The sequence below is a fragment of the Litorivicinus lipolyticus genome (genome assembly GCF_009650135.1).
GTDB classification, from domain to species: domain Bacteria; phylum Pseudomonadota; class Gammaproteobacteria; order Pseudomonadales; family Litorivicinaceae; genus Litorivicinus; species Litorivicinus lipolyticus.
On sequence record NZ_CP045871.1, the window covers coordinates 723,092 to 748,357 of the forward strand.

25 protein-coding genes are annotated in these 25,266 nt (G+C 60.4%); 23 read left to right on the plus strand and 2 right to left on the minus strand.

Features of this window, described 5'->3' with window-relative positions:
• Nucleotides 1–61: 61 nt before the first annotated feature.
• From ndk to der, 9 genes are read left to right on the plus strand one after another with little or no spacing between them, the layout of a single operon-like run.
• Nucleotides 62–487 (plus strand): nucleoside-diphosphate kinase, encoded by a 426-nt coding sequence (gene ndk / locus GH975_RS03690; RefSeq protein ID WP_153713221.1) that lies wholly within the window; start codon nucleotides 62–64, stop codon nucleotides 485–487.
• Nucleotides 487–1,599, plus strand: coding sequence for a 23S rRNA (adenine(2503)-C(2))-methyltransferase RlmN (rlmN, locus tag GH975_RS03695; protein ID WP_153713222.1), 1,113 nt, complete (start codon nucleotides 487–489; stop codon nucleotides 1,597–1,599). The genes ndk and rlmN overlap by 1 nt, the downstream gene beginning before the upstream one ends.
• Nucleotides 1,599–2,351 (plus strand): type IV pilus biogenesis/stability protein PilW, encoded by a 753-nt coding sequence (gene pilW, locus GH975_RS03700; RefSeq protein WP_153713223.1) that lies wholly within the window; start codon nucleotides 1,599–1,601, stop codon nucleotides 2,349–2,351. Before rlmN ends, pilW begins: the two co-directional genes overlap by 1 nt.
• Nucleotides 2,348–3,244, plus strand: a complete 897-nt coding sequence (locus tag GH975_RS03705; protein WP_153713224.1) for a RodZ domain-containing protein — start codon at nucleotides 2,348–2,350, stop codon at nucleotides 3,242–3,244. Before pilW ends, GH975_RS03705 begins: the two co-directional genes overlap by 4 nt.
• Nucleotides 3,245–3,251: 7 nt before the next feature.
• Nucleotides 3,252–4,364: a flavodoxin-dependent (E)-4-hydroxy-3-methylbut-2-enyl-diphosphate synthase gene (gene ispG / locus GH975_RS03710; protein WP_153713225.1), complete on the plus strand. Its 1,113-nt coding sequence runs from the start codon at nucleotides 3,252–3,254 to the stop codon at nucleotides 4,362–4,364.
• Nucleotides 4,361–5,638, plus strand: a complete 1,278-nt coding sequence (gene hisS, locus GH975_RS03715; RefSeq protein WP_153713226.1) for a histidine--tRNA ligase — start codon at nucleotides 4,361–4,363, stop codon at nucleotides 5,636–5,638. Before ispG ends, hisS begins: the two co-directional genes overlap by 4 nt.
• 8 nt (nucleotides 5,639–5,646) lie before the next feature.
• Nucleotides 5,647–6,273 carry a YfgM family protein gene (locus tag GH975_RS03720; RefSeq protein WP_170272527.1) on the plus strand — a complete coding sequence of 209 codons (627 nt, stop codon included), beginning with the start codon at nucleotides 5,647–5,649 and terminating at the stop codon, nucleotides 6,271–6,273.
• 1 nt (nucleotide 6,274) lies between these two features.
• On the plus strand, nucleotides 6,275–7,372 hold the full coding sequence (locus tag GH975_RS03725) for an outer membrane protein assembly factor BamB family protein (RefSeq protein ID WP_153713228.1): 1,098 nt from the start codon (nucleotides 6,275–6,277) through the stop codon (nucleotides 7,370–7,372).
• A gap of 1 nt (nucleotide 7,373) precedes the next feature.
• Nucleotides 7,374–8,771, plus strand: coding sequence for a ribosome biogenesis GTPase Der (gene der, locus GH975_RS03730; RefSeq protein WP_153713229.1), 1,398 nt, complete (start codon nucleotides 7,374–7,376; stop codon nucleotides 8,769–8,771).
• Nucleotides 8,772–8,829: 58 nt separating this feature from the next.
• On the opposite strand, the gene GH975_RS03735 is transcribed toward der, so the two are convergent.
• The gene (locus GH975_RS03735) at nucleotides 8,830–9,393 is read right to left on the minus strand and encodes a Smr/MutS family protein (RefSeq protein ID WP_153713230.1); all 564 of its coding nucleotides are present in this window, start codon (nucleotides 9,391–9,393) and stop codon (nucleotides 8,830–8,832) included.
• A 45-nt stretch (nucleotides 9,394–9,438) separates the two neighbouring features.
• On the opposite strand from GH975_RS03735, the gene prmB reads away from it, so the two are divergent.
• Genes prmB through GH975_RS03750 form a run of 3 tightly spaced genes read left to right on the plus strand, consistent with a single transcriptional unit; the run spans nucleotide 9,439 to nucleotide 12,611 of the window.
• On the plus strand, nucleotides 9,439–10,341 hold the full coding sequence (prmB, locus tag GH975_RS03740; RefSeq protein WP_153713231.1) for a 50S ribosomal protein L3 N(5)-glutamine methyltransferase: 903 nt from the start codon (nucleotides 9,439–9,441) through the stop codon (nucleotides 10,339–10,341).
• 15 nt (nucleotides 10,342–10,356) lie between these two features.
• Complete coding sequence (aroC, locus tag GH975_RS03745; protein ID WP_153713232.1) at nucleotides 10,357–11,448, plus strand: chorismate synthase; 1,092 nt, start codon at nucleotides 10,357–10,359, stop codon at nucleotides 11,446–11,448.
• Nucleotides 11,445–12,611 carry an MFS transporter gene (locus GH975_RS03750; RefSeq protein WP_153713233.1) on the plus strand — a complete coding sequence of 389 codons (1,167 nt, stop codon included), beginning with the start codon at nucleotides 11,445–11,447 and terminating at the stop codon, nucleotides 12,609–12,611. Before aroC ends, GH975_RS03750 begins: the two co-directional genes overlap by 4 nt.
• On the opposite strand, the gene GH975_RS03755 is transcribed toward GH975_RS03750, so the two are convergent.
• On the minus strand, nucleotides 12,556–13,413 hold the full coding sequence (locus GH975_RS03755) for a LysR family transcriptional regulator (RefSeq protein ID WP_153713234.1): 858 nt from the start codon (nucleotides 13,411–13,413) through the stop codon (nucleotides 12,556–12,558). The two genes, GH975_RS03750 and GH975_RS03755, sit on opposite strands and share 56 nt — an antisense overlap.
• 83 nt (nucleotides 13,414–13,496) lie before the next feature.
• Here GH975_RS03755 and leuC point away from each other — a divergent pair, with 83 nt between their 5' ends.
• Genes leuC through accD form a run of 11 tightly spaced genes read left to right on the plus strand, consistent with a single transcriptional unit; the run spans nucleotide 13,497 to nucleotide 25,261 of the window.
• A complete protein-coding gene (leuC, locus tag GH975_RS03760) occupies nucleotides 13,497–14,906 on the plus strand; it encodes a 3-isopropylmalate dehydratase large subunit (RefSeq protein ID WP_153713235.1) in 1,410 nt (469 codons plus the stop codon).
• Nucleotides 14,907–14,908: 2 nt separating this feature from the next.
• Nucleotides 14,909–15,550 carry a 3-isopropylmalate dehydratase small subunit gene (gene leuD, locus GH975_RS03765; RefSeq protein ID WP_153713236.1) on the plus strand — a complete coding sequence of 214 codons (642 nt, stop codon included), beginning with the start codon at nucleotides 14,909–14,911 and terminating at the stop codon, nucleotides 15,548–15,550.
• A gap of 9 nt (nucleotides 15,551–15,559) precedes the next feature.
• Entirely contained in the window at nucleotides 15,560–16,639 is a 1,080-nt protein-coding gene (leuB, locus tag GH975_RS03770; RefSeq protein WP_153713237.1) for a 3-isopropylmalate dehydrogenase, read from the plus strand.
• Nucleotides 16,640–16,651: 12 nt separating this feature from the next.
• Nucleotides 16,652–17,758, plus strand: coding sequence for an aspartate-semialdehyde dehydrogenase (gene asd / locus GH975_RS03775; protein WP_153713238.1), 1,107 nt, complete (start codon nucleotides 16,652–16,654; stop codon nucleotides 17,756–17,758).
• Nucleotides 17,755–18,603 (plus strand): aspartate-semialdehyde dehydrogenase, encoded by an 849-nt coding sequence (locus tag GH975_RS03780; RefSeq protein ID WP_153713239.1) that lies wholly within the window; start codon nucleotides 17,755–17,757, stop codon nucleotides 18,601–18,603. The genes asd and GH975_RS03780 overlap by 4 nt, the downstream gene beginning before the upstream one ends.
• A 28-nt stretch (nucleotides 18,604–18,631) precedes the next feature.
• Nucleotides 18,632–20,827 (plus strand): FimV/HubP family polar landmark protein, encoded by a 2,196-nt coding sequence (locus GH975_RS03785; protein ID WP_153713240.1) that lies wholly within the window; start codon nucleotides 18,632–18,634, stop codon nucleotides 20,825–20,827.
• Nucleotides 20,827–21,654, plus strand: a complete 828-nt coding sequence (gene truA / locus GH975_RS03790) for a tRNA pseudouridine(38-40) synthase TruA (protein WP_153713241.1) — start codon at nucleotides 20,827–20,829, stop codon at nucleotides 21,652–21,654. Before GH975_RS03785 ends, truA begins: the two co-directional genes overlap by 1 nt.
• A gap of 43 nt (nucleotides 21,655–21,697) precedes the next feature.
• Nucleotides 21,698–22,330: a phosphoribosylanthranilate isomerase gene (locus GH975_RS03795; protein WP_153713242.1), complete on the plus strand. Its 633-nt coding sequence runs from the start codon at nucleotides 21,698–21,700 to the stop codon at nucleotides 22,328–22,330.
• Complete coding sequence (trpB, locus tag GH975_RS03800) at nucleotides 22,308–23,537, plus strand: tryptophan synthase subunit beta (protein ID WP_153713243.1); 1,230 nt, start codon at nucleotides 22,308–22,310, stop codon at nucleotides 23,535–23,537. Before GH975_RS03795 ends, trpB begins: the two co-directional genes overlap by 23 nt.
• A gap of 9 nt (nucleotides 23,538–23,546) precedes the next feature.
• Entirely contained in the window at nucleotides 23,547–24,356 is an 810-nt protein-coding gene (gene trpA / locus GH975_RS03805) for a tryptophan synthase subunit alpha (RefSeq protein ID WP_153713244.1), read from the plus strand.
• Entirely contained in the window at nucleotides 24,353–25,261 is a 909-nt protein-coding gene (gene accD / locus GH975_RS03810; RefSeq protein ID WP_153713245.1) for an acetyl-CoA carboxylase, carboxyltransferase subunit beta, read from the plus strand. Before trpA ends, accD begins: the two co-directional genes overlap by 4 nt.
• Nucleotides 25,262–25,266: the final 5 nt, after the last annotated feature.

Below are 25,266 nucleotides of genomic sequence, written 5' to 3' on the forward strand. Positions count from 1 at the left end.
GGGTGTTATCCCTATAATCGCGCGGCATTTAGACTTTAGCCCAATCATTTAGGAGCATCCCATGGCCGTAGAACGCACTCTCTCTATCATCAAGCCCGACGCCGTTGCCAAAAACGTTGTTGGTGAAATCGTCAGCCGTTTCGAAAAAGCTGGCCTCAAAGTGGTCGCCTCTAAAATGGCTCACCTGTCGGACAAAGAAGCGGGCGGTTTCTACGCGGAACACGCTGAACGTCCTTTCTACGGTGATTTGGTGGCCTTCATGACCTCCGGCCCCGTCGTCGTTCAGGTCCTGGAAGGCGAAGACGCCATTGCTCGCAACCGCGAACTGATGGGCGCCACCAACCCCAAAGAAGCCGACGCCGGCACCATCCGAGCTGACTTCGCAGAAAGCATCGATGCCAACGCCGTTCACGGCAGCGACAGCCCGGCGTCAGCCGCGCGCGAAGTGTCATACTTCTTCGCCGCGACGGAAGTTCACAGCCGCTAATGACTGAGCGGGTGAATTTGCTGGGCTTGACCCAGTCACAGATGATCGATTTCGTCGCGGAACACCTCGGCGAAAAGAAATTCCGCGCCCGCCAGATCTTTAAGTGGATTCACCAGTACGGCGTCGATAACTTCGACGCGATGACCAACTTGGGTAAGCCGCTGCGCGCGCGCTTAGCCGAGGTGGCTGAAATTCGTGCACCGGAAGTGCTGTTCCAAGGGGACAGCAGCGATGGCACACGTAAGTTCGTGCTGAAACTTGACGGTGGTAACGCCGTCGAGACGATTTACATCCCGGACGGTCGCCGGGGCACGCTGTGCGTGTCCTCCCAGGTCGGCTGTTCGCTGGATTGCAGTTTCTGTTCCACCGGCAAGCAAGGCTTTAACCGTAATCTGTCGACCGCCGAAATCATTGGCCAGGTCTGGATCGCGGCGAAATCATACGGGCTGCCGATCTTGGATACCGCCGAGCGCCGGGTGACCAACGTGGTCATGATGGGCATGGGCGAACCCTTATTGAATTTCGATCCTGTGGTCGACTCCATGCACATGATGATGGACGACGACGGCTACGGGATTTCTAAACGCCGGGTCACACTGTCCACCAGTGGCGTGGTGCCGGCGATGGATAAACTGCGCACGCTGACCGATGTCAGTTTGGCCGTTAGTTTGCACGCCCCGGATGACGAGCTGCGTAACCAGCTGGTCCCAATCAACAAGAAATACAACATTGCGACGCTGATGGCAGCGACCCAGCGTTACCTGGATTCGTTGCCGGACAACCGCAGTGTGACCTTTGAATACACCATGCTGGACGGGATTAACGACCGCCCCGAACAGGCCCGCGACTTGGCGAACCTGATCAAAAAGCACGGCATTCGCTGCAAGGTCAACTTGATTCCGTTCAACCCCTTCCCGGGTACGAACTACAAAACCAGCCCGCGTCCGGCTATTTTGGCGTTCCAAAAACGCCTGGTCGATGCCAATATCATCACCACGGTGCGCACGACCCGCGGTGACGACATTGACGCCGCCTGCGGTCAGCTGGTCGGTACGGTTATGGACCGCACCAAGCGCAGTGAGCGATACATTAAACTTCAACAGGTTCAGTGATGCGGTTTGGCAGTGTTTGGATGGTAATGGCCTTGGCCTTGGGTGGTTGTGTCGCCAGCACCGATTCGGACCTGACTGCCGAACAACGCGAGTCGCGCGTGCGCTCGCACACCACGCTGGCCATGGGCTACATCAATAACGGCAATTTTGATCGTGCCGTTGAACCGTTGAAACGTGCCTTGGAACTGGACGCTGCCGACCCTGAAGCGATGTTGGCCCAGGCTGCGTTGCTGGAACGCCAGGGCGACACCGCCTTGGCCGGCGACGCCTACCGTCGCCTGTTGAGCGTCAATGCGGACTTTACCCGCGGACGCCAAAACTACGCGGCGTTTCTGTTTAAGCAAAACCAATTGGACGCGGCGTGCGCCGAATTTGATGCGGTCGTCGCCGACACCCTGTACGTCAACCGCGCCCAGGCCTTTGAAAACTTGGGTGTGTGCCGTTTGCGGATGGATCAAATCGCGCCCGCCGTGGTGGCGTTTGAGCGTGCCTATGGCCTGGATGGCAGCCGCCCACTTCCCAGCTTGGAATTGGCCAGCGCCAAATACGACCAGGGCGATGTTCAAAGCGCGGCCTTTTACTATCGGGCCTTTTTGGGTGATTCGCGTCCCAATGCCCGCAGCCTGTGGTTAGGCATCCGCATTGCCGACGCCATTGGCGATCGCAACAGCCAAGGTAGTTACGAGCTACTGCTGCGCAATGAATTTGCCAATTCACCGGAATATCAAGCCTGGACGGAGTGGAAGCCATGAGTGACGAGCCGACCCTGACCACTGACGCGACCTTGCCGGGCGCACGTATTGCCCAGGTCCGTGAAGGCGCGGGGCTGTCAGTCGCCGATTTGGCCGCCGCCATCAAAGTGACCACCAGCGTTGTTAAAGCGCTGGAGGCAAACGACTACGACAGCCTACCCGGACTGCCGTTTGTGCGCGGGTACCTGTTGAACACCCAAAAAGCGTTGGGCCTGACCGATGCTGACGTGATGGACCCCTTTAACCGCTGGCGCGTTGCCAGTGGCAATATGCAAACCGTCAGCGTGGCCGAGCCGGGTGCCATGTCTGCGCCCTTGCGCCAGCACCCCGTGCGGCGCTACATCAAATTTGCGCCCTACGTGATTGGCCTGATTGTGGTGCTGTTGATCATTCGCTTTGATGTGGTGGGCACCATTGCCGACTGGTTGGTGCCGCCGCCGGAGGTGTCCGAGAGCGCGACCCGTGCGGTGCCGCCGGTCGAAGCCGAACCGGACTTTGAACCACTGATAGTCGAGCCGTCGTTGGCATTGCCCGACGTCGAGGTCGCGCCCTTGCCGGACGACGCGATCAACGAAGCCAGCGCCCAAAGTGTCGCGGTAACGGCGGTCGAGGCGAGCGCGCCCGTGGTGTCTGACGACACCGACACGCCTGCGGTGGCCGCACACAATTTGGTCATGCGCTTTAGCGACGACAGTTGGATTGAAGTTCGTGAAGGCGGGACGCTGTTGATGGGCGCCCTGAAAACCAAGGGTGACGCCGTTGAATTCGCCGGCGATGGCCCGTTTGACGTGCTGGTTGGCAGCGTCAAAGCCACGCAACTGGTGTTTGACGGTAACGTCTTGGATCTAACCGAGCGCGCCAGTCAAAATGTAGCCCGTATCAGCTTACCCTGAGAATCCCATGAAGTTTCAGCACACCATACCGCGGCGCGTGTCGCGCAAAATCAAAGTTGGAAACGTCGAGGTCGGCGGTGATGCCCCGATCACGGTTCAGACCATGACCAACACCGAAACCTGCGATGTCGCCGCCACTGTGGCTCAGATTAACGATGTGGTCGAGGCCGGTGCCGATCTGGTGCGCGTGTCCGTGCCGAGCATGGAGGCGGCCGAGGCCTTTGGCAAAATACGCCAACAGGTCAGCGTGCCGCTGATTGCTGACATTCATTTCGACTACAAAATTGCCTTGCGTGTGGCCGAACTGGGCGTCGATTGTTTGCGCATTAACCCGGGTAACATCGGCCGGGATGACCGCGTCCGCGCGGTCGTCCAAAGCGCTCGCGACCACGGCATTCCGATCCGAATTGGGGTCAACGCCGGCAGTTTGGAAAAAGACTTACAGCGCAAATACGGCGAGCCGACCCCGGAAGCGCTGGTCGAGTCAGCGATGCGCCACATCGACATTTTGGATGCGCTGGATTTTCAGGACTACAAAGTCAGTTTGAAGGCGTCGGACGTGCACATGGCGGTCGGTGCCTACCGCGCCATTGCCGGTCAAATCGAACAGCCCTTGCACTTGGGCATCACCGAAGCCGGCGGATTCCGCAGCGGCGCGGTCAAAAGCGCAATCGGCTTGGGCATGTTGTTGAATGAGGGCATTGGCGACACCTTGCGGGTGTCGTTGGCGGCGGACCCGGTTCAGGAAGTCAAAGTTGGTTTCGATATTTTGCGGTCGTTGGGCATTCGCTCGCGCGGCATCAACTTTATTGCCTGCCCCAGCTGTTCACGCCAGAACTTCGACGTCATCAAAACCATGAACCAATTGGAAGAACGCTTGGAAGACGTCTCGACTCGGTTGGATGTCGCGGTCATTGGCTGCATCGTCAACGGCCCGGGCGAAGCCAAAGAAGTCGACGTTGGGCTGACCGGCGCCAGCCCAGCGAACATGCTGTATCTGGGCGGCGACAAGGCCGGCAAGGTCAAAAACGAAGACTTGGTGGATACCTTGGAGCGTGAAATTCGCCAAAAGGTCGCCGATAAACAGGCCGCGGACGCACAGGTAATCGCCAAAGGATGAGTAAATTAATTCAGGCCGTACGCGGCATGTACGACAGTCATGGCATGGACGCACGCTTGTGGGGACGCTTGGACCAGGCCTATGGCCGGGTGATGCGCCGCTACGCCTACGACGCCGTGCGCACCCCGATTGTCGAGTCGGTCGGGTTGTTCGCGCGCGCCATCGGTGAAGTTACCGACGTCGTCGAAAAAGAAATGTACGTGTTCGAAGACCGCGGCGGCGAAAAACTCGCGCTGCGCCCGGAGGGCACCGCCGGCGTGGTTCGCGCAGGCATCGAAAACGGCTTGCTGTACAACCAGATTCAAAAGTTCTGGTACGCAGGCCCCATGTACCGTTACGAGCGCCCGCAAAAGGGCCGCAACCGCCAGTTTCACCAAATGGGTGCCGAGGTGTTTGGTCTGCAAGGCCCGGACATCGACATCGAGTTGATCGAAATGACCGCCGAGCTGTGGCGTGAACTGGGTATCTTGGATGGCGTCACGCTGGAAATTAATACCCTGGGTCAAAGCGACGAGCGGCGCGCCTATCGCGATCAGTTGGTCGAATTTTTACGCGCCAATTTCGATGCGCTGGATGCGGATTCGCAAAACCGTGTCGACAGTAACCCGCTGCGGGTGCTGGACTCCAAATCGCCGGACACTCAGGCGCTGTTGGCCGCGGCACCGACGTTGATGGACTTTTTGGGCGACCAATCGCGGGCCCATTTTGACGCCCTCAAGGCCGGACTGGATGACGCCGGGATTGCGTACCGGGTCAATCCACGCTTGGTCCGCGGCTTGGATTATTACAACCTCACCGTATTTGAATGGACCACCCAGCACCTGGGCGCTCAGGGCACCATTTGCGGTGGCGGTCGCTACGACGGCTTGGTCGAACAACTCGGCGGCAAGCCGACGCCCGGGGTCGGATTTGCCCTGGGGGTCGAACGGGTGCTGCTGTTGATCGAGGCGCTGGACCAGGTCCCCGGCGATCTGCAACGCGACGCCGATGTTTTTATGATGGCGACCTCGGATGCGGGTGAAACGCGTATCCGTCAGCTGGCGCGGGAACTGCGCGCCGTCAGCGAGCAACGTATATCGGTCCTGCACGGCGGCGGCAGCTTCAAGTCGCGGATGAAAAAGGCCGATCGCAGCGGGGCCCGCGTGTTAGTGTTACTGGGCGACGATGAGCAGGCCAACAACCAGCTCTCGCTCAAGCCCCTGCGTGGTCAGGGCGAACAAATTACCATTGCACAACACGGCTGGCTCGATGCGCTGGCCGCACTAGATAAGTAGGAATTAGCGTGGAATTACGTGACGAAGACGAACAGATCGCCGCGATCAAACAGTGGTGGGATGAGAACGGCAAATTTGTACTGGCAGCGGTCGGTTTAGCCGTCGCCGGCACCTTTGGTTGGGAGTTCTACCAGGACCAACAGGTCGAGGCAGGCGCCGCGCGCAGCAGTGCCTACCAAAACGTCTTGAACGCCGCCAACGGCGGCACACCCGCCGAGCTGTTGGACGCGGCCGGGCTGGTCCAGCAAAACTACGCGGACACCGAATACGCGCGCTTGGCGACCTTGTTTGCCGCCAAAGCGTTGGTCGAGACCGATGATCTGGACGGTGCGGCGGTTCAACTGCAAGGCTTGGTCGCAGGCGTTGCCGTCACCGACCCGGTCGGCGCCGAGGCGCGTTTGCGTCTGGCCACCGTCCAGCTCAGCCAAGGCGACCACGCGGCGGCATTGGCGACCTTGGACGACAGCTTCAGCACCGCCTACCAAGGGCGCGCATTGGAATTGCGCGGTGACGCGCTGTTGGCCAGTGGCGATCGCGCCGCGGCCAAGCAAGCCTATGCCCAAGCACAGGCGTTGACTCAAGCGGGCGAGTTGCCCCTGCTGCAGTTGAAACTTGACGATTTGGCGGACGTTTAATATGCGCGTGTTGTTGGCTGTGGCCCTGGTTGCATTGGTCGGTTGCTCGTCGGGGCCGGAACGCCCGTCGCCGACAAAACTGGTGTCGTTGGACACCCGCGTCAACATGCAAGTGCGCTGGTCGACGACCTTAAAAGCCGACGATGCCGACGCCACTCGCTTGGTTGCCGACCAGGCCGGCGGTGTGGTTTACGCCGCGGCCGGTGATGCGGTCAAAGCGATCGACGCCACCACCGGCAAGGTCAGTTGGGCGTTGGACTTGGACACTGCCGTCAGCGCCGGTATCAGCGAAGCCTACGGCAATCTGTATTGGGTTGACGTGGCCGGTTACCTGCACGCCGCCAGCATCGATGGCGAGCGCGGATTCAGCGTGGCCACCGGGCGCGAAGTGTTGGTCCCACCGAGCGTGTCGACCGATCGAATTTTGGTTCAAGGCAGCGACGGCAGCCTCGCCACCTATGCCTATGACGGCGTGTTGCTGTGGCAACGCGACGGCGACTCACCCAGCCTCGGCTTTCGTGGCCAGGCGCGCGCGGCGACCTTGCAAGGCGGCTTTTTGGTCGCGCGTGACTCCGGCGACGTCATGGCGGTATTGGCCGACGACGGTTTGGATGCCTGGCGTCGACGCTTGGGCAACGCCCGCGATGATCTGGCCGACCTGGATGCGGATCCGGCGATTGCCGGAGAGTTGGCCATGGTGGCGGGCGCTAAAACCGGCGCGACGGCGCTGTTGGTGAAAAACGGACAGGTGTACTGGGAATCCGAGGTGACCTCGTTGAAGCCCCTGCACAGTGACGGCGACAATCTGTACGCCGTTGATTTAGAAGGCCAGGTGTTTGCATTGGAGTTGCGCACCGGTCAGGTGGTTTGGCGTCAGCCGGCCCTAAAATTTCGCTACCCCAGCGGCCCATTGGCCACCGAAGCTGGCGTAGTCGTGGTGGACAGTCTGGGCGTAGCCCACACCCTGAATACCGAAACCGGCGAAATCATTGGACGCACCAACACGACGTTGCGTGGTTCGATTTCGTTGTCATCTCTGGACGATGATGTGTTGGCAATGGACACACAAGGTCGCCTGGTCCGAATTGGACTGAACTAACATGCTACCTGTCATTGCGCTGGTTGGCCGACCGAACGTCGGCAAATCGACCCTGTTTAACCGTTTGACCCGATCGCGTGATGCGTTGGTGGCGGATTACCCCGGACTGACCCGTGACCGTAAATATGCGACCGCCGAATTGCGCGGTCGCCGCTGCATGCTGGTCGATACCGGCGGTGTCAGTGGCGACGAAGTCGGCATCGATGCGGAAATGGCGAAACAGTCCATGGCCGCCATTCACGAGGCGGATCTGGTCGTCTTTATTGTCGACGCGCGTCTGGGCCTAAGTGCCGCGGATCACACCTTTGCTGACCTGTTGCGCCGCTCGGACAAGCCTTACGTGTTGGTGTGTAACAAAATTGACGGTTTGAACCACGAAACCGTGATTAACGAGTTCTTTGCCCTGGGCTTGGGCGAGCCCTGGCCGATTGCCGCCAGCCATGGACGTAACGTCAATGCGCTGTTGGACGAGGCAGTATTGCCGGCATTGCCGCCGGAAATCGAAGACGCAGACCGCGTCGAGCATGGTATTCGCATCGCCTTTGTGGGCCGCCCCAACGTCGGTAAATCGACCATGGTCAACCGGATATTGGGCGAGGAGCGCGTGGTCGTATTCGACGAGCCCGGCACCACCCGTGACAGCATCGAAATTCAATTTGAACGTCATGGAACGCCTTATACGCTGATCGACACCGCCGGTGTCCGTCGCCGCGGCCGGGTCGATGAAACCGTCGAGAAATTCTCGATTGTCAAAACCCTACAAAGCATCGAAGAAGCCAACGTCGTGGTGCTGGTGATGGACGCCCAGGAAGGTCTGGTCGAACAGGACCTGCACTTGATTGGCACGGTGTTAGAGCAGGGCCGCGCGCTGGTCATTGCGATCAACAAGTGGGATGGCCTGAGCAAGGACCACCGCGACAGTATCAAGGTCGAATTGGACCGGCGCATGGTGTTTGTTCCCTGGGCACGCCAGCACTTCGTGTCGGCGCTGCACGGCACCGGTGTTGGCGAGCTGTTCAAGAGCATCGAAGAGGCCTTTAACTGCGCCACCACGCGTTGGCCGACCAAGCGCTTGACCGAGCTGGTGATGGACGCCCAAGTCGCGCACCCACCGCCGCTGGCCCAAGGCCGCCGCGTTAAAGCGCGCATGGTCCACCAGGGTGGCGCCAATCCGCCGCGCTTTATCGTGCACGGCAACTTCGGTACGTCGGTGCCGGCGACATGGCAGCGCTATCTGGAAAACACCTTCCGCAAGATCCTTAAGATTAAGGGCACGCCGATTGTGTTGGAGTTCAAGGGCAAGTCGAACCCGTATGAGGGCAACAAGAACGAGTTGACCCAGCGCCAGGTTCAGCGCAAACGCCGCATGATGAGCTTCGTCAAGAAAAAGAAGAAGTAGTCCGCTCACCTTGAAAATCTACGTGTGGCTTGTAGATTTTCAAGGATGATTGACTAACTCAGACTTCCGGCCAACGGTCGCTGACGGCCCCGCGGGTCAGCACATTGACCGCGCCATGGCCGCCGTCGCGCTTGCGCGCGCTGGCAAAAGCGATGATGTCGTCGACCTCACGCAGCCACCGGTTCACATACGACTTCAACAGCGGTTTGCCCTCGGCACTGCGCCGGCCAATGCCATGCACAATCTGCAAGCGCTGCCAGCGGTAACGTCGGGCGCGTTCCAACATGCGGTGCACTTCCATAGCCGATTGCTCGACCGTGCGGCCGTGCAAATCCAAGCGGTAGTCGGGGTTGAAGCGGTCACGGTCGAACTGGGTTTTAAGCCGACCAAAGCCCTCGCGGGTCCATTCCAATAGGGCGTCTGCGGCAATCATCGGCGGCTCCTGGGTGCTGAAACCGCCAAAGTCCAAATCGTTGCCTTTTTCGGCCAAGCGCCGGGCGCGCACCAGCGCCTCGCGGTCGACCGGGGCGGTGCCGACATCGGCCTTGACGGTTTTGACCGGCACAATGGGGGCGTTGTCCTCGGCCTTCAGCAAATCTTCGAAGCTATGCGTGTCGGACATCTGTCCAATCCCCCGTTACACTGTGGTTTTACCATAGGAACTACCATGCGTCCGGCCGACCAATTGTTCAACATCCGTGATGTGATTCGTTACGCGCTAACCCGTTTTGGCGAGCACGAACTGTGGTACGGCCACGGCACCGACACCGCCTGGGACGAAGCCATCGCGCTGGTGTTTGGGTCACTCAACCTGGATTTGGAAGGTGACGACCGGTTGCTGGACGCCAACCTGACCATGGCCGAGCGCGAACGGCTGGTGGCGCGCATTGACCAGCGCGTCGATGACAAGGTGCCGACCCCGTATTTGCTGGGTAAGGCCCTGTTTCATGGCTTGGTATTCGAAGTCAACGCGGACACCTTGATACCGCGCTCGCCGATCGGTGAATTGTTGGTTGACGAAATCGAGCCTTGGTTAGCGCGCCCGCCGCACCGAATTTTGGATTTGTGCACCGGGTCGGGCTGTCTGGGTTTGTTGGCGGCTCAGGTCTGGCCGGAGGCCGAGGTGGTGTTGGCGGACATTTCCGAACCGGCACTGGCGGTGGCGCGCCGCAACACCGAATTTTACGACCTGAGCGGCCGCGTTAAGGTGGTTCAGTCGGACCTGCTCGACGGACTCAAAAGCTACGGCCCCTTCGATTTGGTGATCTGTAACCCGCCCTATGTGGACCAGCGCGACATGGACGAGTTGCCGGCCGAATACCTGCACGAGCCGGACATGGCCTTGGCTTCGGGCAGCGACGGGCTGGATCATTGGCGTCGCATCTTTAAGGAGTTGCCAGGCGTGATGGCGATTGACGCGATTTTGGTCGGCGAAGTTGGCAATTCTTGGCCGGCGCTGGAAGCGGCCTATCCGCGCATGGGCTTTACCTGGCCGGAATTGGAAGGCGATGGCGGCGTGTTCGTGGTGGATGCCAAGGTTGTGCGCGACGGGCTATACTGCGCGCCTTAAAACGTAAGGATTGATATGTCGGGTAATACGCTGGGTCGTCTGTTTACTGTCACCACCGCGGGCGAAAGCCACGGGCCTGCGCTGTCGTGCATTGTCGACGGCGTGCCGGCGGGCATCGAAGTCAGCTTGGAAGACATTCAAGTTGACCTGGATCGGCGCAAGCCGGGCACCTCCAAGCACGTCACCCAGCGCCGTGAAGATGACTTGGTGCGGATCCTGTCGGGCCTGTTTGAGGGCAAAACCACCGGCACCTCGATTGGCTTGCTGATCGAAAACATGGACCAGCGCAGCAAGGACTACTCGAAAATTGCCGAGACCTTTCGCCCGGCTCACGCTGACTACGCCTACCAGCACAAATACGGCCTGCGCGATTACCGCGGGGGTGGCCGCTCCAGCGCCCGCGAAACGGCGATGCGGGTCGCCGCCGGCGCAATTGCCAAGGCCGCGCTGAAACAACTGTTCGGCGTCACGGTGCGCGGTTGCCTGACCCGGATTGGCGACATTCGCGCCGAGCTCAAAGACTGGGACGCGGTCAATCAAAACCCGTTCTTTTGCCCGGATCCGGACGTGGTGCCGGCGCTGGAAGCACTGATGGTGCAAACCCGCAAAGACAAAGACTCGATCGGTGCCGAACTGATGGTGGTCGCCGATGGCGTGCCGCCGGGGTGGGGCGAGCCGGTGTTTGACCGCTTGGATGCCGACATCGCGCATGCCTTGATGGGCATCAACGCGGTCAAGGGCGTCAGCTTGGGTGACGGCTTTGATGTGGTCGCCCAAAAAGGCAGCGAACACCGCGATGAGTTAACCCCCGAGGGTTTTAAGACCAACCATTCCGGCGGTGTGCTGGGCGGTATCTCGTCCGGCCAACAGATCGTCGCGCGCTTGGCATTAAAGCCAACCAGCTCGATCCAAATTCCCGGCGACACCATTGACGTCAATGGCAACCCGGCCGAGGTCATCACCACCGGTCGCCACGACCCCTGTGTTGGCGTGCGTGCGACCCCGATCGCCGAGGCCATGTTGGCGATTGTGCTGTTGGACCATGCGCTGCGCCAACGCGGCCAAAACGGACACGTACAGGTCACCACGCCGAATATCGAAGCGTGAGCGGGGCGCCACTCGCGCGCCTGTCGCTGTTCTACGCCCTGTATTTCGGCGTCATCGCGATCATGATCGCGTGGCAGGCGCCGTATTTCTCATCCCTCGGCCTATCGCCGACCGACATCGGTTGGTTGTTGGGCATGGCCGGTGGCCTCAAGGTCGTTAGCCCCTTGCTGTGGGGCTGGATTGGCGATCACATGCACCAGCGTATTTGGATTGTTCGCCTCGGCGCCTGCCTGTGCGTCGCCAGCATCCTATGGCTGCCATTCGTGTCCAGCTTTTGGACCCTGGCGGCGGTGCTGTGCACCTTCAGCTTTTTCTGGGACGCGATTTTGTCGCAATTCGACGCCGTCACTTTCGAGCACCTGGGTGACGACGGCCGCGTTTGGTACCCCCGTATTCGCGGCCTGGGCAGCGCCGGTTTCGTGGTCATGGCCTTCGCTAGCGGTTACTGGTTCGAATGGTTCCCTATTGGGCATTGGCCCTGGGGCATGTTGGCGCTGGTGGTGGTGTTGGCGGCGGTCAGCTTGACGGTCCCCGGACGCCTGGTAAAAGTCGACGACGCGGCGCCGGCGACCGGCTTTGTTGCCATGGTGATGGCACCCGCGGTGCTGTCGTTTTTGGTCGCGGCCTTTTTGATCAAAGTATCGACCGCGCCGCTGAACGTATTTTTCACCCTCTACGCCATGCAAAACGGCCACTCGCAATGGATCGCCGGCAGCCTGTGGGGCTTGGGTGTGGTCATCGAGGTGGTGATTTTGGTGTTCAACAGCCATCGCCTGGCGCGCTACGCGCCGGGCCGGCTGATGTTGTTGGCATTGGCGGTGGCGATGCTGCGCTGGCCGTTGATTGCCTGGGGCATCGAGTCACTTGGGTTGATGGTTTTTGCGTCGATGTTGCACGGTATTACCTTTGGCGTGTTCCACGCTGGCGCCATGGAGTTTTTACGTCAACAGTTCCCGCGCCGCCAACTGGGGCGAGGGATTGCGCTGTATTCGACGCTGGGCTTTGGCCTGGCCAACATGATCGGCGCGCCCGTCAGCGGTTACCTGTACCAATCCGGCGGCGGCCAGCTGGCGTTTATGGTGGCGACGGTGGTGGCGACGATAGGCTTTATGTTGCTGTATTGGCAGCTGAATCGAGCGCCGCAAGAAAGCCGCGCGCACTAGCACCCAAATGGCGTTTCGGGTCGTAAATCACCCCCAGTTCACGCGCCATCGGTGGCAAGGGTAAGCGCGCCCAGTTGTCACGTTGCAGTCCGGCCGGCAGCACCGACCACCCCAGGCCGGCATCGATCATGGCGCCGATGGTTTCCAGATAGTTGGTGGGCAACACCTGATGCAATCGAAACGGCAGGCTGGCCTCGATCAGGTCCCGGGTATAGGTTCCGCGCTCGGGCAAAATGGCCATGTGCTCGGCGGGGTCACCGCCGCCGGCCAGCGGGTGGCTTTGATCGACGAAGCCGCACAGATCATCGTGCCACAGCTGTGTGCTGGCCAAGCGACCGGTCCAGCTCGGGTCCAAGGTCACCAGTGCTAGGTCGACGTCGCCGCGACTGACCGCCTCGTGGGCGGCCTCGGAATCCAAAAATTGGATGCGCGGTTCGACCCCGGAGTGGGCCTTGCGATAGGCGCGCAACACCGGCGGCAGGTGATGCAGACCAATGTGGTGGGATGTCGCCAAGCGCAGTTGACCCTTCTCGCCGTCCGCCATCGCGCGGGCGAAGCGTTCAAGGCGTGCGTGCTCGGCCAACAGCCCACGTGACTCGGCCAACAGCAACCGGCCAGCCTCGGTTAGCACCAACTCGCGATTAACCCGGTCAAACAGTGGATAGCCCAGCCGTCGTTCCAGCTCGGACAGGCGTTTGCTGACCGCCGGTTGCGACAGATTCAGGTGATCGGCGGCGTCGGCCATGCGCGGCCAATCGGCGACCGCGGCGAAGGCGAGCAAATTGCTGATATCAATAACCATAGGTTATCAACTTAATTGAAAAGATAATTTGTGGCAATTCATGCCCGGCTCTAGAATAGCGACACAACACAGGAGAATGCCCGATGGCTAAAACGCTGTATGACAAATTGTGGGATGCCCACGTCGTCACCCAACGCGACGACGGCAGTGCGCTGATTTACATAGACCGCCAGTTGCTGCACGAAGTGACCAGCCCGCAGGCCTTCGAAGGCTTGAAACTGGCCAATCGCGCGCCGTGGCGTGTCGATGCCAACGTCGCCACGGTCGATCACAACGTGCCGACCAAAAACCAGATCGCCGGTGTTAGCGCGATCGAAGACCCGACCAGCCGTTTACAAGTCGAGACATTGGAGGCCAACACCGCCGCCGCCGGTATCGTGACCTTTAGCATGAACGACCCGCGCCAAGGCATCGTCCACGTCATGGGGCCGGAGCAGGGCGCGACCTTGCCGGGCATGACTGTGGTTTGTGGCGATTCGCACACATCGACCCACGGCGCCTTCGGGGCGCTGGCCCACGGCATCGGCACCAGCGAAGTTGAGCACGTGCTGGCGACCCAGTGCTTGGTCGCCAAAAAGATGAAAAACATGCTGATTCGGGTCGACGGCGTGTTGGGCCGCGGCATCACCGCCAAAGACGTGGTGTTGGCGATTATCGCCAAAATCGGCACCGCCGGTGGCACCGGGTATGCGGTGGAATTTGCCGGCAGCGCGATTGAATCGCTGTCGATCGAAGGCCGCATGACGGTCTGTAATATGGCGATCGAAGCGGGCGCGCGCGCCGGCATGGTCGCGGTTGACCAGTCCACCATCGACTACTTCAAAGGCCGCCCCTTCAGCCCGACGGGCCAACAATGGGACGCAGCCGTTGACTACTGGCGCACGCTGACGTCGGATGCGGACGCGGTGTTTGACGCCGTGGTTGAATTGGACGCTGCCGCGATCGAGCCGCAGGTGAGTTGGGGCACCAGCCCTGAAATGGTGGTCGGGATCAGCGAATTCGTCCCCAACCCCGACGCCGAAGCCGACCCGATCAAAAAATCCGGCATTGAACGGGCATTGGTCTACATGGGGTTGCACGCCGAGCAGGCGATCACGGACATTTATTTAGACCGTGTGTTTATTGGGTCGTGCACCAACAGCCGCATCGAAGACTTGCGTGCGGCGGCTGACGTCGCGCGCGGCAATCAGGTCGCCGACAGCATCAAGCAAGCCATGGTCGTGCCTGGCTCTGGGCTGGTCAAAGCCCAGGCCGAAGCCGAAGGGCTGGACAAAATCTTTGTCGCCGCCGGTTTCGAGTGGCGCGACCCGGGCTGCTCGATGTGCCTGGCGATGAACGCGGACAAATTGGGCAGCGGCGAGCACTGCGCCTCGACCTCGAATCGTAACTTTGAAGGCCGTCAAGGCGCCGGCGGACGCACCCACTTGGTCAGCCCCGCGATGGCCGCCGCCGCGGCGATTGCCGGCCACTTTGTTGACGTACGGGAGTTTTAAGCATGCAACAGTTTATTAGCCACACCGGGTTGGCCGCGCCGTTGGACAAAGCCAATGTCGACACCGACCAGATCATTCCAAAGCAGTACTTGAAGTCGATTTACCGCACCGGGTTCGGCGTCAGCTTGTTTGATGACTGGCGTTACCTGGACGCCGGCGAGCCCGGCATGGATCACTCGACCCGTCGGGTTAACCCGGACTTTGTGCTGAACCACGCGCGCTACCAAGGCGCCACGGTTTTGCTGGCACGGCAAAACTTTGGCTGCGGTTCCAGCCGTGAACACGCGCCCTGGGCGCTGATGGAATACGGCTTTCGGGCCGTCATTGCCCCCAGCTTTGCCGACATTTTTTACAACAACAGCTTTAAAAACGGCTTTTTGCCGGTGACCTTGCCGATCGACCAAGTCGACGCACTGTTTAGCTATGTCGAGGCCAATGACGGCGCCCAGGTCACGGTCGACGTCGAGGCCATGCAAGTGCGCGCCGGCGAGCTGTGCTTTGATTTTGAATTGGACGAGTTCCGCCGCGAGTGCCTGTTGAAAGGGTTGGACGAAATCGGCCTGACTTTGGATCACAGCGACGCGATACGCGCCTACGAAACACAACGACGCCAGGTAACGCCCTGGATGTTCCCCAGCGAATAAGGATTGATCATGAGCCAAGAAGTATTGTTATTGCCCGGTGACGGCATCGGCCCCGAAGTGACCGCCCAAGCCGCCCGTGTGCTGGATTGGATGATTGATCACGCGGATTTGGATTTGGAATTGAGCGAGGCCCTGGTCGGCGGCGCGGCCATTGAAGCGACTGGCGAACCGCTGCCGGATGCCACCTTGAAGGCCGCACGTGAAGCCGACGCCATCTTGCTTGGCGCCGTCGGTGGTCCGCAGTGGGACAGCCTACCGATGGCCCAGCGCCCGGAAAAAGGCCTGCTGGGACTGCGCGCGGAATTGGATTTGTTCGCTAATCTGCGCCCGGCGATTTTGTACCCTGAACTGGCCGATGCCAGTTCGCTAAAAGCTGAAATCGTCGCCGGTTTGGATATTTTGATCGTGCGCGAATTGACCGGCGGCATCTATTTTGGTCAGCCGCGTGGCGTCGAAGAGCGCAACGGCGTGCGTACCGGTTTCAACACCTACGTCTACAGCGAGCCGGAAATCGAACGCGTCGGCCGGGTTGCATTTGAAACTGCCATGAAGCGCGGTAAAAAATTGTGCAGTGTCGACAAGGCCAACGTGCTGGAAGTGACCGTGCTGTGGCGCGAAGTGATGACCCGGTTGGCTGCCGAATACCCCGAGGTTGAGTTGTCGCACATGTACGTCGATAACGCCGCGATGCAGTTAGTGCGCAACCCCAAGCAATTTGACGTCATTGTCACCGGCAATATGTTTGGCGACATTTTGTCGGACTGTGCGGCGATGCTGACCGGGTCGATCGGCATGCTGCCGTCGGCGTCGTTGGATGTGAACGGCAAGGGCATGTACGAGCCGGTGCACGGCAGCGCCCCGGATATTGCCGGCACCGATCAGGCAAACCCGCTGGCGACTTTGTTGTCAGTCGCTATGATGTTGCGTCATTCATTGGGTCAAATTGATGCCGCGGATCGCCTGGAGCGAGCCGTTCAATCGGTATTGGCGGCGGACCACCGGACCGGCGATATTGCCGCCACCGGTGAAACCGTGATTGGCACCCAAGCCATGGGCGATGCCGTTATCGCCGCGTTGCAAGCACAGTAAGAGGACAAAGAAATGCGAGTAGGATTAGTAGGTTGGCGTGGCATGGTCGGTTCGGTCTTGATGGACCGGATGCGCGAGTCGGGCGACTTTAAACGCATTGAAGCGGTTTTCTTCACCACATCGCAGGCCGGCCAAGCGGCCCCTAGTGATTCGGCCGAGCCGAATTTACTGGACGCCAATGACGTCGCGGCGCTGGCAACAATGGACGTTATCCTGACCTGTCAGGGCGGCGACTACACCAGTGCGATTCACCCGAAGTTGCGCGCCAGTGGCTGGACGGGTTACTGGATTGACGCGGCCTCGAGCCTGCGAATGAACGACGACAGCATCATCGTGCTGGACCCGGTCAACCTGAGCGTGATCAAAGACGGTATTGCTAACGGCACGCGCGACCTGATCGGTGGTAACTGCACGGTGTCGTTGATGCTGATGGCGGTTGGTGGCCTGTTCAACGCCGGCATGGTCGACTGGGTCAGCGCCCAAACTTACCAGGCAGCATCGGGTGGTGGTGCCCGTCACATGCGTGAATTGTTGACCGGCATGGGTTACCTGCGCAGCGTCGTCGCCGAAGAACTGGATAACCCAGCCAGCGCGATTTTGGACATTGACCGCAAGGTTGCCGAAACCCAGCGCAGTGCCGATTTCCCGGCCGACATGTTTGGTGCGCCGTTGGCCGGCAGCTTGATCCCGTACATCGATTCGCAGTTGGACAACGGTCAAAGCCGCGAGGAATGGAAAGCCCAAGCCGAGTGCAACAAGATTTTGCGCACCGCCTCCATGATTCCGGTCGACGGCACCTGTGTTCGTGTAGGCGCCCTGCGTTGCCACTCCCAGGCGCTGCTGATCAAACTGAATGCCGACGTGCCGATGGACGAGATCAACCAGATCCTGGCCGACTCGAACCCGTGGGTCGACGTGGTGCCGAACGACAAAGAAACAACGATGCAGCGGCTGACGCCGGTGCGCGCAACGGGCACGCTGGATATCCCGGTCGGCCGTTTGCGTAAAACCAATATGGGCGGTGAGTATCTGAATGCCTTTACCGTCGGTGACCAGCTGCTGTGGGGTGCGGCTGAGCCGCTGCGCCGTGCACTGAATATCGTGTTGGACGCGCAATGAAGGTTGCGATTTTAGGCCGCGGCGTTGCCGGCGGCGCACTGGTGGCGGCATTGTCCGACGCCGGTTACGAGCTTGACGTGTTTGCCACGGCGGCCAGCGACGGTGAAGCCGTCAGCGCCGGTCGCGGCGAATACAGTGTCAAAGACATTGCCGCTTTCCAGCCGGGTCAGTACACCTGGGTGATCAATGCGATGCCGGCGGGCGTGGTGGTTGAAGCGCCGGCCAATGGCGTGCTGTTGGATTTATCCGGCCAGGCCGGAACGCGCTGGTGGAACGACGAGACCCCGGCACCGGGCGAGGTCGTGCGGCTGTTGCCGCCGGCGCAAATGGTCGCGTTGCGGGTACTGCAGGCATTGGGTACCGAGCGCATTTTGTCGGCCGATTTAACCGCGTTATCGCCGGTCAGTCGATTGGGCAAGTCCGGCGTTGAACGCCTGGCTAAGGAAACCGCGAAAATGCTGAATGGGCAGGGCAAGGACGAGGGCGACATTGCCTTTGATTTGTCGGTCCAGGGCGGCACGGCGGACGGTATTGCCGAGCTGAGTGGGCTGATGCCGTATCAGCTGAGTTGGGGCGATATTGTCGTGCCGACCTTCCATGGCATGGCGCTGCGTGTGACGGCGTTGGGAAATCAGAACTGGGGTGACGACGCGGCCGAGCGTTTAGCTTCAGTTGGGTTTAGCGTGGTCGATGACCTAAGTCTAAATACCATCCAGCAGGCGTCCGAGACCAAACAGGTCACGGGCATCGTGACCCAAGGGCCGCGTGTTAGTCTGACGGTTGGATTCGACGCGATCGCTCAGCTGAACCAGACCGTTCTGGAACTGCTGGATAGACCGCTGTAACGTCATTCCCTGTTGTAAAGGACCGACCATGCGATTTCTTGCCAGTCTATTGGTTGCCGTTGTCGGCAGCGCCAACGCTATTGAACTGGGACCCATTCAGGTGGTGTCCCAGCCCGGCGAACCCTTTCGTGCCCAAGTCTCGGTCACTGACCTGGGCGGCGTGTCGCTGGACGAGCTGTTGCCAGGGCTGGCCAGTCAGCCGGATTTCGAGCGTTTGGGCGTTCCACGCTTGGGCGTACTGTCGAACCTGGCGTTCGAACTCGAACCCGGCAACGGCGTCGCACAGGTCCGCATATCGACCGAACAGCCGATCCAAGAACCCGCGATTGAATTCCTGCTAGAACTGTATTCGCCCAATGGGCGGGTGCTGAAAGGCTATTCGGTATTGTTCGAACCGCCGCGGACGAGTGCGCCGGCGCCAACCGGCCCCGTGGATATTGAGCTGTCCGAGACCGTGATCGAGGTCGGCGGGCGCACCTTGTGGCGCGTGGCCAATGATATTTTGCCGAACGGCGTGACCGTCGATCAGGCCATGTTGGGCCTGCTGCGAGCCAACCCCACCGCCTTTGAACGCGGCAATATCAATGGATTGGATCCGGCCGCGCAGTTGCGCTTGCCGACCACCGCCGGTTATTTGCAGCTGCCTGCGGCCTCGGCGGATTCGATTGTAGAGTCCCAGCACGCCCTGTGGGTCCAGCCCAACTCGGTGACCCCGCCTGTTTTGGCGAATTTGCCGACGGCGTCGGAGCCGTCTGCGCCGCCGCAAGCGCCGGTCGCCCGGGAGCCCTCAGCCGCGAGCACCGTGGCGCCGGACAATCGTGACTTCAGCGACCCGACCATTACCTTGCGCCGCAGCGAATATGACCGATTGGAGCGCCAGGTTACCGAATCGCGAGAGGCCTTGGTCGATGTCGAGGTCGTGCGCGATGACTACCGCGAGCAGCTGTCGACACTGCAGGCCGAGCTGGATCGCACCCGCCAAACCCGCGATCGCCTAGCCAAAGAGTTGGCGACTGCGCTGGGCGAAATTGAAATCGCTGAAGCCGGCATGCTGGACATCGAGCGCCAAATGAGTGCTCAAACTTTTGAGCTGCGCGAAGCGCGCATGGCACTGGATGCGCTGGTGTTGGCGGCGGCCTCGGCGGCCGAGCCGGTGGTGATGGCGGCTGACAGTGAGCCGGGCCAGACCGAGATGCCGGCCGAGCCGCAAGGTCCCTTGGCGTTGCTGCTGAACGCCTGGGTTGCCTGGGGTGTGGCGGGGTTCTTTTTCTTGACCACGGTAATTGCGTGGCTGTTGGGACGTCGCACGCGTAAACCGACCGCCGCCGAGGCGTTGGCGGCGCTTGAAGCGAGTGAGACCGCGTCGACGGAGGCAGTCGCCGAGGCCGAGCCGCCGATTGATATGAATGAGGTCGACAACATGTTGGCGTCGGCGATTAATGGGCCGTCTGAACCCGAGCCGGCGCCCGAGTCTGAGCCTGAGCCTGAAGTTGAGCCTGAAGCTGAACCCGAGGTTGAGCCTGAGCCTGAGGTTGAGCCTGAGGTTGAGCCTGAGGTTGAGCCTGAGGTTGAGCCTGAGATTGAGCCTGAGATTGAGCCTGACGCGGAGTTGGACGTGGAGATGTCCGACGACGAATTCACCGCCGCATTGGCCGAAGAGTTGGGCGAGAACCAGCCCGATCCTCGGGCGTCGGTGGACGAAAACGTCGGTGCGGTGTTGGCCGACGATGCCGTGTTGGCGTCGCAAGAAGTCAACCCGCCGGTCATTGATGAACTCGACGCGGCGATTGAAGCCTCGGTCGAGGATGCCTTTGATGCAGAATTAGCGTCCGCCATGGGTGTGGTGCCAGAGCCGGAAGCCGAGCCGGAAGCCGAGCCGGAAGCCGAGCCGGAAGTAGAGCCGGAAGTAGAGCCGGAAGTAGAGCCGGAAGTAGAGCCGGAAGTAGAGCCGGAAGTAGAGCCGGAAGTAGAGCCGGAAGTAGAGCCGGAAGTAGAGCCGGAAGTAGAGCCGGAACTCAACGATGGTTTGGACTACCTGTCGCCGCCGGACGAGGGTGGTAAGTACGCTGCGCGTTTGGACCTGATTTCAACCTACATCGAAATGAACCTGCATGACGAGGCGGACGAGCTGCTGGTCGAGGTCGAAGCCAGCGGTAATGCTACGGCGATGGAGCGCGCACAGGTGCTGCGCAGCAAGTTAAATGAGGCGTTGCGCGACCAATAATGACCAGATGGGCAGCCTGCATCGAGTACCAGGGTAGTAATTACTACGGCTGGCAAACGCAAGAAATCGAAGGTAAGTCGGTCCAGCCATGGGTCGAGCGTGCGCTCAGTAAAATCGCCGACCGCCCGATCGAGGTGGTGTGTGCTGGGCGCACGGATACCGGAGTACATGCGACCGTCCAGGTCGTCCATTTTGACACCGACGTCGAGCGTCCGGCGCGGGCTTGGGCGTTGGGTGGCAACACCCATTTGCCCGATGACATCAGCTTCATCTGGGCGGTACCGGTTGCGGATGACTTCAGTGCCCGTTTCAGTGCGCGCTGGCGCCGCTATCACTATGTGTTTCAAAACAGCACGACTCGGCCGGCGATTGCCAGCCAGCACCTAACCCACGTTCATAATCGGCTCGACCTGTCGGCGATGGCACGCGCGGCACGTGTGCTCGAGGGGGTGCATGACTTTACGTCGTTGCGTTCGAGCGCATGCCAAGCCCCGAATCCAGTTCGCGACATGCACTTTGTGCGCCTGTATCAGCTGGGATCGCTGATTGTGATTGATGTTCAGGCCAACGCCTTCCTGCACCACATGGTGCGCAACATCGCTGGCAGCTTGCTGGCAGTGGGGAAGGGCGATCGCACAGTGGAGTGGCTGGGCGATGTTTTGCAGGCCAAAGATCGGGCCCTGGCCGGGGTCACCGCGGCGGCCAACGGCTTGCACTTGGTCGGGGTCGGATACGAGCCCAGCGTGGTATTGCCCGAAACCCTCAGATTTCCGCCGCTGAGTGTTGGAATTGTTCGCCCCGAGAACCGAGTTTGGCCTGCTTTTTAGCCGGCGTTTCCGTTATCATCTCGGTTTTGGCGTGGAAGCGGTGATGGTCCGGGTTAAAGTCTGCGGTATTACACAGCCACACCAGGTCGATCCCCTGGTGGACGCCGGTGTTGACGCCTTGGGGCTGGTATTTTATCCGCCCAGCCCGCGCGCGGTTACGCCCGATCAGGCCGTCCAGATCCAGCGCGCCGTCGGCCCCTATGTGTCGACCATCGGGTTGTTTGTGAATACACCGATTGACGAGGTCAACGCGATTGCCGATGCGGTCGGATTGGACTGGATCCAGTTCCACGGCAGCGAAACCGTTGCCCAGTGCATGGGCGCGAATCGGCCTTGGTACAAGGCCTTGCGTGTGCGCGCGGGTGATGACGTTGACGCCATCACCCGGCCGTGGCGTGCCGTCAGCAATGGCGTGTTACTGGATGCCTTTGTTAAAGGCGTGCCCGGTGGCACCGGCACCCGGTTTAACTGGGACCAGGTCCCCAGCACCCGCGACTGGAAATTGATTTTGGCTGGCGGTTTAGACGTCAGTAACGTGCGCGCAGCGATCGCGCAAACACAACCCTACGCAGTGGACGTAAGCGGGGGTGTGGAATCCGCGCCTGGCATCAAGGACATCCAAAAGGTCCAGGCATTTATGCAAGAGGTACGTAATGACCAGCATCCTAACTCCTGAACAGGCACAAGCACTCAGTGCATTGCCAGACGCCGATGGCCACTTTGGGCCCTATGGCGGTCGCTTTGTTTCTGAAACGCTGACCCATGCCCTCGACGGTTTGACAGCGGACTATGCCCGGCTGAAAAACGAGCCGTCGTTTCAGGCTGAAATCGACAAGGACCTGCAAGATTTTGTTGGCCGTCCCAGCCCGCTGTACCACGCCGAGCGCTGGTCAGCCGAAATCGGTGGCGCCCAAATTTGGTTCAAGCGCGAAGATCTGAACCACACGGGCGCGCACAAGATCAACAACACCATCGGCCAGGCCCTGCTGGCCAAGTATTCGGGCAAGCCGCGTGTCATCGCCGAAACCGGCGCCGGACAGCATGGTGTTGCCACGGCCACCGTGTGCGCGCGCTTGGGACTGGAATGCGTCGTCTACATGGGGGCCAAAGACGTCAAGCGTCAGGCCTTGAACGTGTACCGCATGAAATTGCTGGGTGCCACCGTGGTGCCGGTCGAAAGCGGCACCAAAACACTCAAAGACGCCCTCAACGAAGCCATGCGCGACTGGGTGGCCAACGTCGACAACACCTTTTACATCTTGGGTACCGCGGCTGGACCGCACCCGTATCCGATGTTGGTGCGTGACTTTCAATCGATCATGGGCCGTGAAACGCGTGCGCAGAGCCTTGAAAAAATGGGTCGCCTGCCGGATGCGGTGATTGCTTGTGTCGGCGGCGGCAGCAACGCGATTGGCATGTTCTACCCGTTTATCGAAGACACCCAGGTGCGCCTGATCGGTGTCGAAGCTGGCGGTCACGGTGTTTTGACCGGCGAGCACGCCGCACCCTTGAGCGCCGGCCAGCCGGGCGTATTGCACGGTAACCGCACCTACATTATGGAAGATGAAAACGGCCAGATCGCCGACACCCACTCGGTCAGCGCCGGCCTGGACTACCCAGGCGTCGGGCCCGAGCATGCGTGGCTCAAAGACACTGGCCGGGCCGAATATGTGGCCGAGGATGACGAACCGGCCTTGGACGCGTTCCGCGAAGTGACTCGGCGTGAGGGCATCATGCCGGCGCTGGAAACCGCGCACGCGCTGTCCTACGCCAAGCGCCTGGCAAAGACCATGCGGCCGGATCAACACCTGGTGGTGAACATGTCCGGACGTGGCGACAAAGACATTTTGACCATGGCCGAAATTGACGGCATCAGTTTTTAGGAGACACCTTTGAGTCGTATTTCTGGATGCCTCAGCGCTTTGCGCGCCGAAGGTCGAAAAGCCCTAATTCCTTACGTGATGGGCGGTGATCCGACCCCCGCGGTCACGGTCGAGCTATTGCACAGCATGGTCCGGGCAGGTGCTAACGTGATTGAATTGGGTATGCCGTTCAGCGACCCCTTTGCGGATGGGCCGACTATTCAGTTGGCCGGCGAGCGGGCGTTACGCGCGGGCACTAACGTAACCACTATTTTGAATATCGTGGCTGAGTTTCGTAAAGACGACGACGCCACGCCGATCGTGTTGATGGGCTACCTCAATCCGGTCGAACGGATGGGCTACCCGCTATTTTGCCAGGCCGCGCATGACGCGGGTGTCGACGGTTTGTTGTTGGTCGATATGCCCCCCGAAGAGCGCGAATTGGTCGCCGAGCACTGCGATCGTTTGGGCTTGGACACAGTCTTTTTAGCCGCGCCGACCACGGTTGATGAACGCTTGGCCAGCATCGCCCAGGCGACGCAGGGCTATCTGTATTACGTGTCTCTCAAGGGCATCACCGGCAGTGGCGCCTTGAACGTGGACGAAGTCGCCGAACGGGTCGCCCACATTCGAACCTTGACCGATGTGCCCGTGATTGTTGGCTTTGGTATCAAAACCGGCGAGCAAGCGCGCGCCATTGGTGACTGTTCCGATGGCGTTATCATCGGCTCGCGCCTGGTATCAACCATGCAGTCGCTCGCCGACACACCGGAGCAAATTCCTGGCGCAATTGGCGCCATCATTGCTGAAATTCGTTACGCCATGGATGAAGCCGTATGAGCAGTTGGTTAGACCGGGTATTGCCGGCCATTCAAAGCAAAGTTAAGCGCGGCGGTGTGCCCGAGGGGCTGTGGACTAAGTGTCCGGCCTGCGAACAGGTGCTGTATGACCCCGAGTTGCAGCGCAATCTGAACGTTTGCCCGAAATGCGATCACCACCTGCGCATTGGCGCACGCAAACGCCTCGAAGCGTTTTTAGACGCCGACAGCTGGACCGAGCTGACGCCGGATCTGGAAACCGACGATATCCTCAAGTTCAAGGATTCGAAGCGCTACAAGGACCGCCTTAGCGGGGCCCAAAAAGCGACCGGCGAAGAAGACGTCATGATCGCCATGTCGGGGCTGCTCAAAGGTATGCCGGTCAATGCCTGCGCGTTCGAGTTTGCCTTTATGGGTGGGTCCATGGGGCGCGCGGTCGGGCAAAAATTTGTCGCCAGTGCCGAACGCTCGTTGGCCAATGGAGAGCCTCTGATTTGTTTCGCAGCCAGCGGCGGCGCACGTATGCAAGAGGCGCTGTTTTCGTTGATGCAGATGACCCGCACCAGTTTGGCGATCGAGCGACTCAAAGAAGCCGGCATCCCCTTCGTATCTGTGCTGACGGATCCGGTCTTTGGGGGGGTCACGGCCTCGCTGGCAATGTTAGGTGACTTGAATATTGCCGAACCCAAAGCACTGATTGGTTTTGCCGGACCGCGCGTAATCGAGCAAACCGTGCGTGAAAAACTGCCAGAGGGCTTCCAGCGCGCAGAGTTCCTGTTGGAGCATGGCACGGTAGACATGATTGTTCGTCGCAACGACATGCGCGATACGCTGTATCGGCTATTGGCCAGCATGACCCACGCACCGGCACTGCCCAACGAGGCGACGCCGGCCGCGGGCGATGACGCCGACCCGGTCGAGAGCTAGACACC

Excerpts from the sequence above, each read along its gene's own strand:
- ndk (WP_153713221.1), top strand. The coding sequence starts at position 62 with ATGGCCGTAGAACGCACTCTCTCTATCATCAAGCCCGACGCCGTTGCC.
- rlmN (WP_153713222.1), top strand. The coding sequence starts at position 487 with ATGACTGAGCGGGTGAATTTGCTGGGCTTGACCCAGTCACAGATGATC.
- pilW (WP_153713223.1), top strand. The coding sequence starts at position 1,599 with ATGCGGTTTGGCAGTGTTTGGATGGTAATGGCCTTGGCCTTGGGTGGT.
- GH975_RS03705 (WP_153713224.1), top strand. The coding sequence starts at position 2,348 with ATGAGTGACGAGCCGACCCTGACCACTGACGCGACCTTGCCGGGCGCA.
- ispG (WP_153713225.1), top strand. The coding sequence starts at position 3,252 with ATGAAGTTTCAGCACACCATACCGCGGCGCGTGTCGCGCAAAATCAAA.
- hisS (WP_153713226.1), top strand. The coding sequence starts at position 4,361 with ATGAGTAAATTAATTCAGGCCGTACGCGGCATGTACGACAGTCATGGC.
- GH975_RS03725 (WP_153713228.1), top strand. The coding sequence starts at position 6,275 with ATGCGCGTGTTGTTGGCTGTGGCCCTGGTTGCATTGGTCGGTTGCTCG.
- der (WP_153713229.1), top strand. The coding sequence starts at position 7,374 with ATGCTACCTGTCATTGCGCTGGTTGGCCGACCGAACGTCGGCAAATCG.
- GH975_RS03735 (WP_153713230.1), bottom strand. The coding sequence starts at position 9,393 with ATGTCCGACACGCATAGCTTCGAAGATTTGCTGAAGGCCGAGGACAAC.
- prmB (WP_153713231.1), top strand. The coding sequence starts at position 9,439 with ATGCGTCCGGCCGACCAATTGTTCAACATCCGTGATGTGATTCGTTAC.
- aroC (WP_153713232.1), top strand. The coding sequence starts at position 10,357 with ATGTCGGGTAATACGCTGGGTCGTCTGTTTACTGTCACCACCGCGGGC.
- GH975_RS03755 (WP_153713234.1), bottom strand. The coding sequence starts at position 13,413 with ATGGTTATTGATATCAGCAATTTGCTCGCCTTCGCCGCGGTCGCCGAT.
- leuC (WP_153713235.1), top strand. The coding sequence starts at position 13,497 with ATGGCTAAAACGCTGTATGACAAATTGTGGGATGCCCACGTCGTCACC.
- leuD (WP_153713236.1), top strand. The coding sequence starts at position 14,909 with ATGCAACAGTTTATTAGCCACACCGGGTTGGCCGCGCCGTTGGACAAA.
- leuB (WP_153713237.1), top strand. The coding sequence starts at position 15,560 with ATGAGCCAAGAAGTATTGTTATTGCCCGGTGACGGCATCGGCCCCGAA.
- asd (WP_153713238.1), top strand. The coding sequence starts at position 16,652 with ATGCGAGTAGGATTAGTAGGTTGGCGTGGCATGGTCGGTTCGGTCTTG.
- GH975_RS03780 (WP_153713239.1), top strand. The coding sequence starts at position 17,755 with ATGAAGGTTGCGATTTTAGGCCGCGGCGTTGCCGGCGGCGCACTGGTG.
- GH975_RS03785 (WP_153713240.1), top strand. The coding sequence starts at position 18,632 with ATGCGATTTCTTGCCAGTCTATTGGTTGCCGTTGTCGGCAGCGCCAAC.
- truA (WP_153713241.1), top strand. The coding sequence starts at position 20,827 with ATGACCAGATGGGCAGCCTGCATCGAGTACCAGGGTAGTAATTACTAC.
- GH975_RS03795 (WP_153713242.1), top strand. The coding sequence starts at position 21,698 with ATGGTCCGGGTTAAAGTCTGCGGTATTACACAGCCACACCAGGTCGAT.
- trpB (WP_153713243.1), top strand. The coding sequence starts at position 22,308 with ATGACCAGCATCCTAACTCCTGAACAGGCACAAGCACTCAGTGCATTG.
- accD (WP_153713245.1), top strand. The coding sequence starts at position 24,353 with ATGAGCAGTTGGTTAGACCGGGTATTGCCGGCCATTCAAAGCAAAGTT.